Annotated in this window: 12 protein-coding genes; 7 read left to right on the forward strand and 5 right to left on the reverse strand. The window is 59.5% G+C overall.

Annotation, left to right across the window (positions count from 1 at the left end; all coding sequences use genetic code 11):
- Window positions 1-132: 132 nt before the first annotated feature.
- From nosZ to L0Y14_RS10740, 3 genes are all read right to left on the reverse strand, one after another.
- Complete coding sequence (gene nosZ / locus L0Y14_RS10730; protein WP_005958984.1) at window positions 133-2,442, reverse strand: Sec-dependent nitrous-oxide reductase; 2,310 nt, start codon at window positions 2,440-2,442, stop codon at window positions 133-135.
- 267 nt (window positions 2,443-2,709) lie between these two features.
- On the reverse strand, window positions 2,710-4,146 hold the full coding sequence (locus L0Y14_RS10735; protein WP_050799316.1) for a metal ABC transporter solute-binding protein, Zn/Mn family: 1,437 nt from the start codon (window positions 4,144-4,146) through the stop codon (window positions 2,710-2,712).
- Between the two features lie 5 nt (window positions 4,147-4,151).
- Window positions 4,152-4,502 carry a hypothetical protein gene (locus L0Y14_RS10740; RefSeq protein ID WP_006473864.1) on the reverse strand — a complete coding sequence of 117 codons (351 nt, stop codon included), beginning with the start codon at window positions 4,500-4,502 and terminating at the stop codon, window positions 4,152-4,154.
- A gap of 194 nt (window positions 4,503-4,696) precedes the next feature.
- Here L0Y14_RS10740 and L0Y14_RS10745 point away from each other — a divergent pair, with 194 nt between their 5' ends.
- From L0Y14_RS10745 to L0Y14_RS10775, 7 genes are all read left to right on the forward strand, one after another.
- Window positions 4,697-6,151 (forward strand): isochorismate synthase, encoded by a 1,455-nt coding sequence (locus L0Y14_RS10745; RefSeq protein ID WP_083825104.1) that lies wholly within the window; start codon window positions 4,697-4,699, stop codon window positions 6,149-6,151.
- Window positions 6,151-7,848, forward strand: coding sequence for a 2-succinyl-5-enolpyruvyl-6-hydroxy-3-cyclohexene-1-carboxylic-acid synthase (menD, locus tag L0Y14_RS10750; protein ID WP_006473866.1), 1,698 nt, complete (start codon window positions 6,151-6,153; stop codon window positions 7,846-7,848). Before L0Y14_RS10745 ends, menD begins: the two co-directional genes overlap by 1 nt.
- A gap of 21 nt (window positions 7,849-7,869) precedes the next feature.
- On the forward strand, window positions 7,870-8,655 hold the full coding sequence (locus L0Y14_RS10755) for a hypothetical protein (RefSeq protein ID WP_005958977.1): 786 nt from the start codon (window positions 7,870-7,872) through the stop codon (window positions 8,653-8,655).
- A gap of 127 nt (window positions 8,656-8,782) precedes the next feature.
- Window positions 8,783-9,613 (forward strand): 1,4-dihydroxy-2-naphthoyl-CoA synthase, encoded by an 831-nt coding sequence (menB, locus tag L0Y14_RS10760; RefSeq protein ID WP_005958976.1) that lies wholly within the window; start codon window positions 8,783-8,785, stop codon window positions 9,611-9,613.
- Complete coding sequence (locus L0Y14_RS10765) at window positions 9,610-10,473, forward strand: 1,4-dihydroxy-2-naphthoate polyprenyltransferase (RefSeq protein ID WP_005958975.1); 864 nt, start codon at window positions 9,610-9,612, stop codon at window positions 10,471-10,473. The genes menB and L0Y14_RS10765 overlap by 4 nt, the downstream gene beginning before the upstream one ends.
- A gap of 1 nt (window position 10,474) precedes the next feature.
- Window positions 10,475-11,551 (forward strand): o-succinylbenzoate synthase, encoded by a 1,077-nt coding sequence (gene menC, locus L0Y14_RS10770; RefSeq protein WP_006473867.1) that lies wholly within the window; start codon window positions 10,475-10,477, stop codon window positions 11,549-11,551.
- Complete coding sequence (locus L0Y14_RS10775; RefSeq protein ID WP_005958973.1) at window positions 11,548-11,961, forward strand: acyl-CoA thioesterase; 414 nt, start codon at window positions 11,548-11,550, stop codon at window positions 11,959-11,961. The genes menC and L0Y14_RS10775 overlap by 4 nt, the downstream gene beginning before the upstream one ends.
- Window positions 11,962-12,143: 182 nt before the next feature.
- On the opposite strand, the gene L0Y14_RS10780 is transcribed toward L0Y14_RS10775, so the two are convergent.
- Together L0Y14_RS10780 and L0Y14_RS10785 are read right to left on the reverse strand one after the other, a co-directional pair.
- Window positions 12,144-12,464 carry an RNA recognition motif domain-containing protein gene (locus L0Y14_RS10780; protein ID WP_005958972.1) on the reverse strand — a complete coding sequence of 107 codons (321 nt, stop codon included), beginning with the start codon at window positions 12,462-12,464 and terminating at the stop codon, window positions 12,144-12,146.
- A 73-nt stretch (window positions 12,465-12,537) separates the two neighbouring features.
- On the reverse strand, window positions 12,538-12,747 hold the full coding sequence (locus tag L0Y14_RS10785) for a cold-shock protein (RefSeq protein ID WP_006473869.1): 210 nt from the start codon (window positions 12,745-12,747) through the stop codon (window positions 12,538-12,540).
- Window positions 12,748-12,828: the final 81 nt, after the last annotated feature.

A 12,828-nucleotide genomic window follows, 5' to 3' on the forward strand; every position in this document is an offset into this window, starting at 1 on the left:
CGAGTTCTGAACGGTTATCAGGAGAACCTCTGACTCAAAATACACCCACAATTTTTAACGAAATAACTGCCCAGAAACAGGAAAGGGGGCCGTTAGGCCCCCTTCCTCATTCAGGTCAATTGCTTCTCAGCACTATTTAGCCTTTTTCGGCTCGACCTTCTTTGCGCCATGCTCCTCAAGGAAGGTCTTGGCTCGCAGCCCCAAGTCAGCGGTCTTGACCTGGTACTGCCAGTGCTGACCAGCCCAGAGAGTCGCGTTCTGGTAGTCACCCTTGGCGGCATAGGCCTCGGCCTTCTTCTTGGCTTCGTCAGCAAAACCGAGCTGATCGGTCGCATCCTCAACCAGCGCCACAACCTCCGGGAAGTCCTTGTAGTTATGACTGGTGATGAAGCCCACCACGGAGTTGATGACAGCCTGGGTGTCGATGTTGGTTTTCACCTGCTTGTCGTAATCAGCCTTGGTGTACTTCTGACCTTCCTCGATCTTGCCTGCTTTGGCCACGTAGCCCTTGGGCTTGACCAGCAGATAGCCCTGCATCTCCAGGTGGAGGGCGGAGCAGAACTCGGTGCAGTAGTAAGGATAGACACCGGCTTTATCAGCCTTGAAGGTGGCAGATACGGTCTTGCCAGGCTCAATAGAGAGGTTGACGTTCTGGCTATACATGGCGAAACCATGGGTCTCGTCCTCAGCACGTTCCAGGTTGGTCAGATGGATAGAGACAGTCTCACCCTCTTCGACCTCAATGATCTCAGGCGTGATGTGAGAGCGAATCACCGTACCGTAGACATGAACCACACCGTCTTTGCGCACCACCTTCTCACGGCCAGCACGGGTCTTCCAGGGTGATTTCTTGTCGGAACGGCTGTCCCAACCGGACTTGTAGCGTACGGCCGGTTTCAGCTTGTCGGCCTTGATGGCAACCACATAGTGAGGTTCGCCAAGCGGCAGCGGCATATCGTAGAGCAGCTGCATCTTGTCACCACTGATGTCGATCAGCTGATGGTTCTGCGGATGCAGGGGGCCAACAGGGTTGAAGCGATCGATGGCCAGTTTGTTAAGGGAGACCAGATACTTGCCGTCAGGAGAGACGGAATCGCCTTCCATGGAGACCAGGTGGCCGATGTTGTAATGGATGTGGAGTTGATCCAGCACCTTGCCTTGGCAGTAGTCCCACTTGGTGACCATGGAGTCCACATAGATAGAGGTGTAGACCACGCACTTCTTGGAATCATACTGGTTATGCAACGGACCGAGGCCCACCTGCACCTGCGTGTGCAGGGTATCCTTCATCGAGATGATCGGGATGCCATAGGGATCTTTGCCTTCGAACTTCTTGTTCTTGATGGCATTCTGGATCTTCTCCCAGCTGTAGACCCAGGCATGACTATCCAGCTTACCGGCGATGATGATGTGCTTACCATCGGGGCTCACATCCACACCGTGCGGACTCTTGGGCTCGGGGATCAGATAGAGCAGGCCTTCTTTAACAGCCTGCTCGATGGTGATCTGATAGGAACCATTGACCTTATGAACCTTGCCGGCGGCAACCAGCTCAGCGGCCTTTTTCCAGTTTGTCACATGCAGGAAGTCGGTATCCTTCTGGGAGCAACCTGCCTCGAAGGGAGGACGACCACGCTCGATACCGCCCACATAACGCTCGGAGCAGAAGGAGTTGGTAAAGCCCCAACCTGCACTGACCTTTTTACCCGCGTCGGAGAGATCCTGGCTATAGGGAGGCAGTTCGAAAGTAAAAGAGTCTTCAGGCTTGATGCGCCCCTCTTTCATGTCGAACTTCCAATAGGTCAGTGCGCCACGATACTTATCATTGAACTCTTCCAATGGCACATAATCGTGGCTGACAGGCGCTGCATACTGGGAAGCCTCCATCACGTATTCCGTATTCGGGGTGACGAAGGCACCACCATGATCGGACTTCATGAAGGGGTTAACCACGATCTGCTTGGTTTCAAAGTCGTGCAGATCGATCACCGCGAGGCGGGGATTTGCCTTGTCATTGATAAACAGGTATTTACCGTTGTATTCACCCTCGGTCTCAGAGAAGGCCGGATGGTGGGTATCACCATAGGTGATCTGCTTGCCATTGATCTTACCCTGAGCCAGGATGGCTTTGGACTCGTCATCGAAGCCGTAACCCTGCCAAGGCTCCGGTGTAAACACACCGATGTACTTCAGGATACGCATCGACGGGATGCCGTAGACGATCACATGACCACTCTGACCGCCTGAACTGAAGGCCAGATACTCGTCACGACCGCCAGTTGGTGTATAGGTCTTGGCGGCGGCCAACAAGTCTTTCTGCGTTAGGCCACGCTCTTTCATCACATCTTCGAGCGAGGCCTGGGCCCAGACACTCGTCGATAACCCCAAACCGAGGCCAACCCCGGTCAATACCGAACATATTCGCTTAGTGGCAGCTTTCATGGTTCCTCCGAACGGATTGATACAGCCTGCGTTCTATCGATCAATGACAAAATGCAACGGGGCAATCCTCCTCCCGTTGGGTCATTTGACTCCTTGATTTGTGTCAAATGACACACTTTTTCAAATCACCGTCTTATTCTAGACAGGAATCCAAAAGAGTGAAGGCAGAAATCCGACATATCTCTATCAGTTAAGTGATAAATATTAGACGCACGCCTCCTTGAACCGGGAGGGTTCATCTGCAACAAGGCGTTTTGACTTATCCGTTCAGGGCAGGATCAAGGCCAACTCTTTGACCAGATCTTCGGGGGTGATACCGTGGGCAAACTTGGTGATAAAGCGACCATCCGGCCCCATCAGATAGAGGCTGGCGGAGTGATCCATGAGATAGAGTTCCGGACTGGGCGCATCTTCTGTCACCTTCTCGTACTTGACCTTGAACTCTTGCGCAACACGCTCGATCATCTCCTTGGAACCTGTCAGCCCTACCAGACGTGGATTGAAATACTCCACATAGTTTCGCATCACCTTTACTGTATCCCGCTCCGGGTCGATGGTGATGAAGTAGGGTTTTATCCCATCGGCCCGATCACCGAGCATATCCAGCGCCAAGGAGAGCACCTGCAATGAGGTGGGACAGACATCCGGACAGTAGGTGTATCCAAAGTAGAGCAGTGAATAACTACCCAGAAAATCCTCTTGGGTGAAGAGTCTCCCCAAATGGTCGGTCAGGATGAAACGACCGCCGATATGGACAGCGGCTGGCGCCTCCTCAGATTTGGCAACATCCCGCGCCCGGGCCGCCTCGGCAACATCCGCATTCAGGCAGCGCTTAATGGTGTCGGTATTGTGATCCATCATCCTGACATAGAGACCCGGCCCTGGCTCAAGGTGGATTCCCAGGCTGTCCAGCTGGCCCACATTGATCGTCTGCCCCTCAGTCAGCAGCGCAAGATGTTCAGCCTGCATACCCGCTTCAGTCAGCAGACACACCGCCTCACCATCCGCGATGCGCTGGCGCACTTTAAGCAGGGCATGTGCATCGGTGTTATGCCGAGGAGAGGCCGCAACATGCTCCAGCACCGTCAGCGCATAAGCCTGCTCAAAATACTGCAAAGTATCGTAGTACTGCAGCCCTAGTCCTGCCTTCAGGCCGCGATAACCATATTCATACTCCCGGTCAATGCGGGCCAGCTCCTTCTGCAGCTTGCGTCGGTTTTTGGCGTAGATATGGCTTCGTTTCGGGTCGGCCTCACTGAGCAAGCGAGCAAACTCTTCAACCAGGAGGATCGCATTGCGATCATCGAGCCAGAAAAAAGGATCACGCTGGCTGTGATCTGCCCGCATCGGCAGAATCTTCAACACATCACTCGACAACAGCTCGATTACCCGCACATCAGGTGGCAACGCCTGAATCGTCTTCGCCAATGATGCCTCGAGCTCCGGCCCCACCCAGACCAGGATGTCGGCCTGGCGCAGCCGCTCAGCCTGCGCCTTCGACAGCTCAAATCCATAGGGTGACTGCTCCCCCGAGATGAGCAACTCCGGCGACTCCGCACCATCCATCAGAGCAGCCAGCAGGGAGTGGATCGGTTTGATTGTGGCGATGACTCGGAAACTACTCTCCGACAGCGCGGCAGCGCTGTTGAACAGCAGACAGAACGCCACTAGCAACTGCGGCAAAAAACTCGGACGGAAACCCATGGACCTCACCTACTCTCGCTGGAGGGGTACTCCCGCTCCAGGGAGTCGATTGCACTACCAACCTGATCGGCCAAAGTGCCGGCAGAGGGGCAACTCTCCCCCCGCTCAATGAGCTCCATGAACGATTTATTGGCGGTTACATCAAACAGCTCACCCAACTGCCGCAGCTTCGGCAAGCGCAACACCAACGCCCGCTTCATCCGTTGTGTCTGCTCAAGATAGCCACACTGCAGCGCGATACCATTCAGTCGGCCCAACTCACGAATAACCTCCAACTTGGCATCAGAAATCGCATGCGCCTGAAGCATCCCCTGCAGGAACAGGGCACCAAACAGCAAAGATTTTCTCAACTTCATGAATAAAGACTCCATCAACCGGACTGCATTCTAATCATCAGGCGGGCATTGTAACTGTTTCAAATCAAGTCTTCCGGGAAGACCACCTACCCCACGCAAACAGATCCCGGTTGACTGAAATCAAAGGCGTGAGAGAATCCCGTTGATTTAATCTCAGCGGTCCAGCCCGCATGCAGGCACCCGGGGAAGGATAAATGGTAGATCCCCCCAACGGCCCCCGGCATTCCCATCAGGCACAACACCCATCCATGTTCGACAGGCAATCCCTTCGCGATCGCATTCACACGGCAGTCTCGCGGACACTGGCCGCCCATCCGCCTGCCGCCGGGCAACTCTACTCGATCACCCTGGCACTGCCCGAGATCCACTTCCGCGGACTGCCGCAGTTACGCGACTGCCAATCCTACTGGTACTGGCGACAACCCGAGAAAGAGGAGTACCTGTTCGGCGCCGGCGAAGCACTGCGCATAGACGCCAGTGGCAGTACCCCGATCCAGCATCTGGCTGAGGCATTTCAGCAGCTGCAGGCCCGCTGGCGCTGTCTCGACCCCGACCATACCGCCATCCCCCCGGCCGCTTTCAGCGGATTTGCCTTTGTGCCGCAAAGGCCAATGATATCCCCCTGGAAGGGGCTACCGAATGCCGCCATCTTTCTGCCGGAGATCCTGATCCAGCAGCGCAACAATCGCTGCAGCCTCTGCTTCAGCCACGACATCGCCAGCGAGAGCCGAACCGAGCTGCTAGTTGAGCGCTGGCTGGCACTGTTCGATCAACTGCTGCAGGCACTCGACCGGAAATCCGGCCCGCCGGGACAGCGGACACGCCTCACCCGCACCCGCCAGCAACCCGACCCGCAGACATGGCACGCACTGGTGCAGCAGGCCAAAGAGTCGATCCGCAACAGCGATCTGGAAAAGGTGGTACTAACCCGCCAAATCCGGGTCGAAGCGCAACGCCGGCTCGATCCCGGCCGCCTGATGGCAACCCTCGACTGCCTCTACCCCAGCAGCCGGCACCTGGCATTCCGCATCGGCGAACACAGCTTCGTCGCCGCCACCCCTGAGCGCCTGCTGGCCTGTCAAGGATCGCAGATCAACTGTGACGCCATCGGCGGTACCAGCCGCCGCTCGGCCGACGAGCGTGAAGACAAGATACTCGGCGAATCCTTACTAAATAACCCCAAGGCGTTGCACGAACACGCCCTGGTGGTCGACACCATCCAGCATGCCTTGACCCCCATCTGCAGTCGGTTTGAACCGAGCAGCGGCCCACAGCTGTTGCCGCTACGGGGACTACAGCACCTGCATACCGAGATCCAGGGCAGCCTCAAGCCAGACACCAGCCTGCTACAGGCGGCCGCCCGACTGCACCCCACCGGCGCGGTCAACGGCGTCCCCACAGCAGTTGCCAGCCAGTGGCTGGCACAGCACGAGGCGCTCGAACGCGGCTGGTACACCGGCGCCGCCGGCTGGATCAATGCCGAGGGCGACGGCGAACTGGCGGTACTGCTGCGCTGCGCCCTGCTCGACGGCAGCCAGGCACACCTCTACGCCGGCGCCGGCATCACCGCCGGTTCAGATCCAGACGCGGAGTTCGATGAGACTGAGCTAAAATTGGCCGCCATGCTAGAAGCCCTGGAAAACGCCTGATGCACGACACCGCCCTGCGCAATCTGCAGTGGGCCGATGCCCTGATCGACGGCCTGATCGCCGCCGGGGTCAGACGCGCCGTGTTCTCCCCCGGCTCCCGCTCCACGCCGCTGATCCTAGCCCTGGAACGGCGCACCGAGATGCGCTGCTGGCACCACCCCGATGAGCGCAGCGCCAGCTTCTTCGCCCTCGGCCTGGCCCGCCATAATCATCAACCGGTGGCGCTGATCGCCACCTCCGGCAGCGCCCCGGCCCACTGGTACCCGGCGGTGATCGAGGCCAACCGCGCCGCCATCCCACTTTTGCTGCTGAGCGCCGACCGTCCACCGGAGCTACACGACTGCGGCGCCAACCAGACCGTCGACCAGAGCCACCTATTCGGCAGCCAGGTGCGTGCCTTCCACGACCCAGGCCCGGCCCAGAGAGGAGCAGAGGCACTGCACTTCATCCGTAGCCTGGCGATCAAGGCAAGCCAGCAGAGCCGCTGGCCAAATCCCGGGCCGGTGCACATCAACCTGCCGTTTCGTGAGCCGCTGGTGCCCCAGCAGATACCCGCACCATCCACCCCCGGCGAGGCACAGCCCTGGTCGCCGCCACGGCTGCTGCCCGATCCGCAACAGATCAATCGAATCAGTACGCACATCTCCGGCAAGCCGGGTCTGATCCTCTGCGGCCCCGACCAGGAGAGAGCCGGCTTCCCTGAAGCGGTGACAACCCTGGCCACCCGCCTCGACTGCCCGATCCTCGCCGATCCGCTCAGCCAGCTGCGCTTCGGCGAGCACGATCGTTCCCGGGTCTGCTGCCACTACGACGCCTTCCTGCGCCGAAACCGCTTCAGCCGCAGCCACCAACCCCAATGGCTGCTGCGCTTTGGGGCCGCCCCGGTCTCCGGGGCCCTGCTCGACTATCTGGCGCAGACCGAACCTGCCACCCTGCTCTGCTCCCCTCGTGGCGACTGGCCCGATCCGCTACACCAGAGCCGCGAGATGATTCGCGCCGACGCCACAGCACTCTGTGAGGCGCTCAGCCAGACAAGCCTCACGCCGGCCCCGGCCGATTGGCTCGAAACCTTCGTGCGTGCTGAGCAACAGGCGGCCACCTGCCGCCTCCCGGCCGAGAAGATCCCCTTCGAAGATCAGCTGATCCAACAGCTGATCGATTGGCTGCCGGCAGGTTCGACCCTGTTCAGCAGCAACTCCCTGCCGATCCGCCAGCTCGACAGTTTCAGCGGCAGTGGCTCAAAGAGGCTGCGCATCTTCGCCAACCGGGGCGCCAGTGGCATCGACGGCAACGTCTCCACCTTGCTCGGCCTGATGGCTGCCAGCGAGACGCCAGTGGTCGGTCTGCTAGGGGATCTGGCGCTGTTCCACGACATGAACGGCCTGCTCGCGGCCAGAGATCTGCAGGGTGTGATCATCCTGCTCAACAACGGTGGCGGCGCCATCTTCGGCCAACTGCCCCAAGCGGGGCTGGAGCAGTTCGAAGCCCACTGGCTGATGCCCACCGGACTCGACTTTTCACACAGCGCCAGACTTTATGGACTGAACTTCCAGCGAGTGACCTGGCAGGCCGAGTTCAGACCAGCACTAGAGCAGGCCATACAGGCAAACGGTGTCAGCCTGATCGAGGTGGTGCTGAACCGGAGCCTGAGTCTGCAGCGCCAGCATGACTATTGGCAGACCGTCGCCCGCGACTGATCGACCGGAGACCGACCAATCATGCTCTTCAGCTTTCGTAACCTCCGCATCCTACTGCTGCTCGGTCTGCTGCTGTTCGTCGCCCTCTATACCCACCATCAGGCCTTCGACTCGACATCCTGGTTCGAGCCTCTGGATGTGGTGATATTCCCCATCAATGCGGATGGTAATACCGACACCGCGGCCTATATCCAGCGCCTAAAAGACGCAGACTTCGCCGCCATCGACCGGTTCATCCAACAACAATCGAAGCGCTATGAGGTGTTTATCGCCCCCCCCACCCGTACCCGTCTGGGAACGCAGATCGACACCCCACCTCCCGCAGTACCGGCCATCGACGCCAGCCTGCTGGAGAGGCTCACCTGGAGCCTCCAGCTACGCTACTGGGCCTGGAAAAACACCCCGGATGAAGACTCCAACCAGCATCGCGTGAGGATCTTCGTGCTCTATCAGCAGGGACGGGAGGGCGCCGCCCTGGCCCACTCGCTGGGTCTGCAGAAGGGGCTGCTAGGCGTGGTGCACGCCTACGCCATCGACAAACAGACGCAGAAGAACAACCTTGTGATCGCCCATGAGCTACTGCATACGGTGGGCGCGAGCGACAAATATGGCGCCGATGGCATGCCGCTCTTCCCCATCGGCTACGCCCGGCCCGACAAACAACCCCTTCACCCGCAAAGCCGCTGTGAGATAATGGCGGGTCGGCTCGCCGTCTCTGCCAGCGAAGCACAGATGCCGGCTAGCCTGCGCCACTGTGTGATCGGCCCACAGAGCGCCGCCGAAATCGGCTGGGTGTTGGAAGAGTAAACAGAATATAGGACGGCCCGTGGCCGCCGCGTGTCATCAATTGAACTCAAGGATGATGTCGGGCGCAGCCCGACCTATACGGTGTCATGTTTAATTACCGGATGAAAATTGATAACAGATTCCAATTATGAACAAGCCTATCCAGTGGCAGAGCCCTGCCGACATCGAATTTAAAGATATCCTCTACCACCAGGCCGAGGGCATTGCCAAGATCACCATCAACCGCCCTGAAGTGCGCAATGCGTTTCGGCCAGAGACTGTGGAGGAGCTGGGCCAGGCGTTCCGCCGCGCCCATCTCGACCCGCAGATCGGCGTCATCATCCTCACCGGCGCCGGCGATCTCGCCTTCTGCTCCGGCGGCGATCAAAAGATTCGCGGCGACGGCGGCTACCGGGACCATAACGGTGTGGAGCAGCTCAACGTGCTGGAGCTGCAGCGCCAGATCCGCACCCTACCCAAGCCAGTGATAGCGATGGTGGCGGGCTACGCTATCGGCGGCGGCCACGTACTACACCTGATCTGTGACCTCAGTATCGTCGCCGACAACGCCCGCTTCGGCCAGACCGGCCCCCGTGTCGGCAGCTTCGACGGCGGCCTAGGCGCCGGCATCCTGGCGCGCACCGTGGGCCTCAAAAAAGCCAAGGAGATCTGGTTCCTCTGCCGCCAGTACGACGCGCAACAGGCACTGCAGATGGGGCTGGTGAATACCGTGGTGCCGCTAGCTGAGCTGGAGGCGGAAACGGTGCAGTGGTGCCGCGAGATGCTACAGCTCTCTCCCACCGCGCTGCGCGTGCTGAAGGCATCATTCAACGCCGATACCGATGGCTTGTCCGGCATTCAGGAGCTGGCGGGCAACGCTACCGCCCTCTTCTACCTCACCGAAGAGGCCCAGGAGGGGCGCGACGCCTTCGTCGAGAAGCGTCCGGCGGATTTCAACAAATTCCCGCGTCGCCCATGAAGCGCTGGCTGCTCGCGATTCGCCCCAAGACATTGGGGATCTCGCTGGTGCCAGTACTGGTGGGCAGCGGCCTCGCCTGGGCGGAGACGGCGCAGCTCCACTGGCCAACCGCCCTGGCGGCCCTAGCTGGCGCGCTGCTGATCCAGATAGGCACCAACCTGCACAACGATGCCGCCGACTTCGAGCGTGGCGCCGACACCGCCGAGCGCATCGGCCCGGCCCGCGCTACCGCCCAGGGCTGGTTCAGCGCCGCCGAGGTGAAGCGGGCTGCCTATTTCGCCTTCGGTCTGGCGTTTCTAATCGGCCTCTATCTCGCTTGGCACGGCGGCTGGCCGATCGTGCTGTTGGGGCTCGCCTCGCTGGCGGCAGGTTACGCCTACACCGGCGGCCCCAGGCCAATCGCCTACAGCGCCTCCGGCGAGCTGTTTGTGTTCCTCTTCTTTGGCCTGGCGGCAGTACTCGGCAGCTACTATCTGCAGACAATGAGTCTGTCGTTCAACGCCTTCGCCGCCGCGGTGGCGGTGGGCCTGCTCGCCGCTGCGGTACTGTTGGTCAACAACTATCGAGACCTAGAGACCGATGAACGGGCCGACAAGCTGACCCTGGCGCACTATCTGGGCCGCGCGCACGCTCGACAACTCTACGCCCTCCTTCTGTTGCTGCCCTTCCTGCTGCCACTGCTGGCGCCACAGATCAGCCCAGGCGGCTGGCTGGTGTTGATTGCCCTGCCGTTGGCGCTGCGGCTGCTCTACCGTTTCATCAGCGAACCCCCTGGCCCGGCCTTCAATCAAATCCTGGCACAGACCGCCCAACTGCAGCTCGCCTACGGATTGTTGTTGAGCGGCGGCCTGCTGCTTTGAGATGCAAATCAAGCATGCGCGTCTGATCCCCTACCGGTTGCCGCTGCAACGGCCCTGGCGCACCAGCCGGGGCACACTGAAGGAGAGGCAGGGCTGGCTGGTCGCCTTGGAGACAGAGGCAGGGCTGCGTGGCTGTGGCGACTGCGCCCCCCTGCCGGTTGCAGGCACAGAAAACAGGGAACAGGCCAAGTATTGGCTCTCTCAACAGATGCCGGCCCTGACGGGAGACTCACCAAGAGAGCGGCTTGCCGCACTACCAATAGGGGGCGGCTGCCCTGCCGCCCGATGTGCACTGGAGAGCGCGCTGCTCGATCTCATCAGTCAGGCTGAAGGCGTAAGCCTTCGCCACTGGCTCAATCCCCAGGCGGCGAAATCGGTGCCGGTGAATGCCAACATCGGCGCGCTAGATGGGCAAGTCGGCGAGCGTAGCGAACGGGCCCTAGCGCAGGGGTTCGATATCCTCAAACTCAAGCTAGGACTGGATCGCGTTGGGCAGGAGCTGGCCCGGCTGGAGCAGTTGGCGGCAAGCCTGCCACCATCCACCCGGCTGCGGCTGGATGCTAACGGCACCTGGGATTTTGCCCAGGCGAGCGCCTTCCTGCAAGACATCGAAGGGCTGCCGGTGGAATCGATCGAGGAGCCTTTAAGCACTCCGGAGACCGCCAGCCTGACAGCACTTCAGGCACAGACCCACTACCCTCTAGCGATCGATGAATCCCTGCCCCGCTTCGAGCTGGAGAGGCTGTTGCAACACCCGCCAGTGCGGCGCCTGATCATCAAGCCGATGGTTCAGGGCGGGCTGCTGTCATCGCTCAGACTGGCCCAACGAGCTGCCGAGTCCGGCATGGAGGCGCTGGTCACCAGCAGCCTCGAGAGTGCAGTGGGAATTCAGGCCGCCGCTCAGCTCGCCGCGGCAATCGGCGGCGCAGAACAACCACTGGCCCACGGGCTGGCCACCAGCGACTGGCTGGCCCGGGATCTGGCCCAGCCACCGCAAATCATTGCGGGCCAGCTGCTGTTAAACGACGTTATCGGACTTGGCCTAAGGGGCCTGCACAACCTGGAGTCACCGCAATGATGAGCAGCAGATTCGACTACCACTTCAGAGTCCAATTACACGATATCGACGCCGCCGGGGTGGTATTTTTTTCCCATACCCTGCGCCACGCCCACGATGCCTATGAGGCCTTCATGGCGGAAATGGGCTTCAGCCTGCATGATCTGATCGAAGCCAAACAGGGTCTGCCCCTGGTCCACAGCGAAGCTGACTATCTACGCCCCATGCGCCATGGTGATGCAGTCGAAATCCGGTTACAGGTGGAACGGCTAGGCGATAGCTCATTCACCATCGCTTATCAATTTTTTGATTCACAGGGGGGTAAACTGGCGCGGGTGAGAACCACCCACGTCATGCTGGACCTCAGCAATGGCAGCTCAATGCCACTTTCTGAGGAGCTGAGAAAGAGCCTAGCCGCCTATCTGGAGTAACGGCTAACGGGGCGGGCATCGCCGTGATCAGTGTGGCAACTGCTGACTGATCACGGCGATGCCCGCCCCATTGCACTCTGCCTTTTACGGCTCGCCTCCGCCGGCACCCATCCGTGTGCGCAGCTGCGATCGTTGGGCCGATTTAGCAGCCTCGAACTGAAGGCATCAAGACAGTGAGATGGTCAGCGGCGTCTGCCGCCACGTCCTCTTCTTGGCCGGTCGGGCCCGACACGGATCATGCTACCGTTGAATTCACTGCCGTCGAGCGCTGCAATAGCGGCGCGGGCTTCGTGTCCTTCCATATCGATAACGGCAAAGCCCTTGCAATCACCGGAGAAGAGATCTTTTACCAGTTTGAGAGAACGGACCACGCCGTATTCCGAAAAGAGTGCTGTCAGACTCTCTTCTGTGGTCGATCTAGGGAGACCACGAACCGAAAGGGTAATCAATGCTTTTGACCTGCTGCGTAATTCGTCGACAAATAAGTCTGTGCATCCCTGCACCTATCTAATCCGCTGCGACAACGGTTCGGAAAACCGTCCCATAAAGAAACGGGACAGCGGATTGAAACAAAACTTACAGCGGAACTACGTTATCAGCTTGGGGGCCTTTCTTGCCATCGACTTCAGTAAACTCGACCTTTTGGCCATCTTCAAGAGAAACATGGCCTTCACCAACAATCGCGCGAAAATGAACAAACAGGTCTTTGCCGCCCTCGCGTTCGATAAAACCATAACCCTTTCCGCTGTCGAACCATTTGACGGTTCCGGTTTGTCTTTCTGACATCTGTAAATACCTCAATGAATTGCAAATATGTCCGTCTCAATGAACGAACCACCACCACGAATCTTGGCAGGCACTATGAAG

The organism is Candidatus Endoriftia persephonae (assembly GCF_023733635.1).
Classification (GTDB): domain Bacteria; phylum Pseudomonadota; class Gammaproteobacteria; order Chromatiales; family Chromatiaceae; genus Endoriftia; species Endoriftia persephonae.

What these genes read in the sequence shown, in the direction of transcription:
- nosZ (WP_005958984.1), bottom strand. Translation starts at nt 2,442, where the DNA reads ATGAAAGCTGCCACTAAGCGAATATGTTCGGTATTGACCGGGGTTGGC.
- L0Y14_RS10735 (WP_050799316.1), bottom strand. Translation starts at nt 4,146, where the DNA reads ATGGGTTTCCGTCCGAGTTTTTTGCCGCAGTTGCTAGTGGCGTTCTGT.
- L0Y14_RS10740 (WP_006473864.1), bottom strand. Translation starts at nt 4,502, where the DNA reads ATGAAGTTGAGAAAATCTTTGCTGTTTGGTGCCCTGTTCCTGCAGGGG.
- L0Y14_RS10745 (WP_083825104.1), top strand. Translation starts at nt 4,697, where the DNA reads ATGGTAGATCCCCCCAACGGCCCCCGGCATTCCCATCAGGCACAACAC.
- menD (WP_006473866.1), top strand. Translation starts at nt 6,151, where the DNA reads ATGCACGACACCGCCCTGCGCAATCTGCAGTGGGCCGATGCCCTGATC.
- L0Y14_RS10755 (WP_005958977.1), top strand. Translation starts at nt 7,870, where the DNA reads ATGCTCTTCAGCTTTCGTAACCTCCGCATCCTACTGCTGCTCGGTCTG.
- menB (WP_005958976.1), top strand. Translation starts at nt 8,783, where the DNA reads ATGAACAAGCCTATCCAGTGGCAGAGCCCTGCCGACATCGAATTTAAA.
- L0Y14_RS10765 (WP_005958975.1), top strand. Translation starts at nt 9,610, where the DNA reads ATGAAGCGCTGGCTGCTCGCGATTCGCCCCAAGACATTGGGGATCTCG.
- menC (WP_006473867.1), top strand. Translation starts at nt 10,475, where the DNA reads ATGCAAATCAAGCATGCGCGTCTGATCCCCTACCGGTTGCCGCTGCAA.
- L0Y14_RS10775 (WP_005958973.1), top strand. Translation starts at nt 11,548, where the DNA reads ATGATGAGCAGCAGATTCGACTACCACTTCAGAGTCCAATTACACGAT.
- L0Y14_RS10785 (WP_006473869.1), bottom strand. Translation starts at nt 12,747, where the DNA reads ATGTCAGAAAGACAAACCGGAACCGTCAAATGGTTCGACAGCGGAAAG.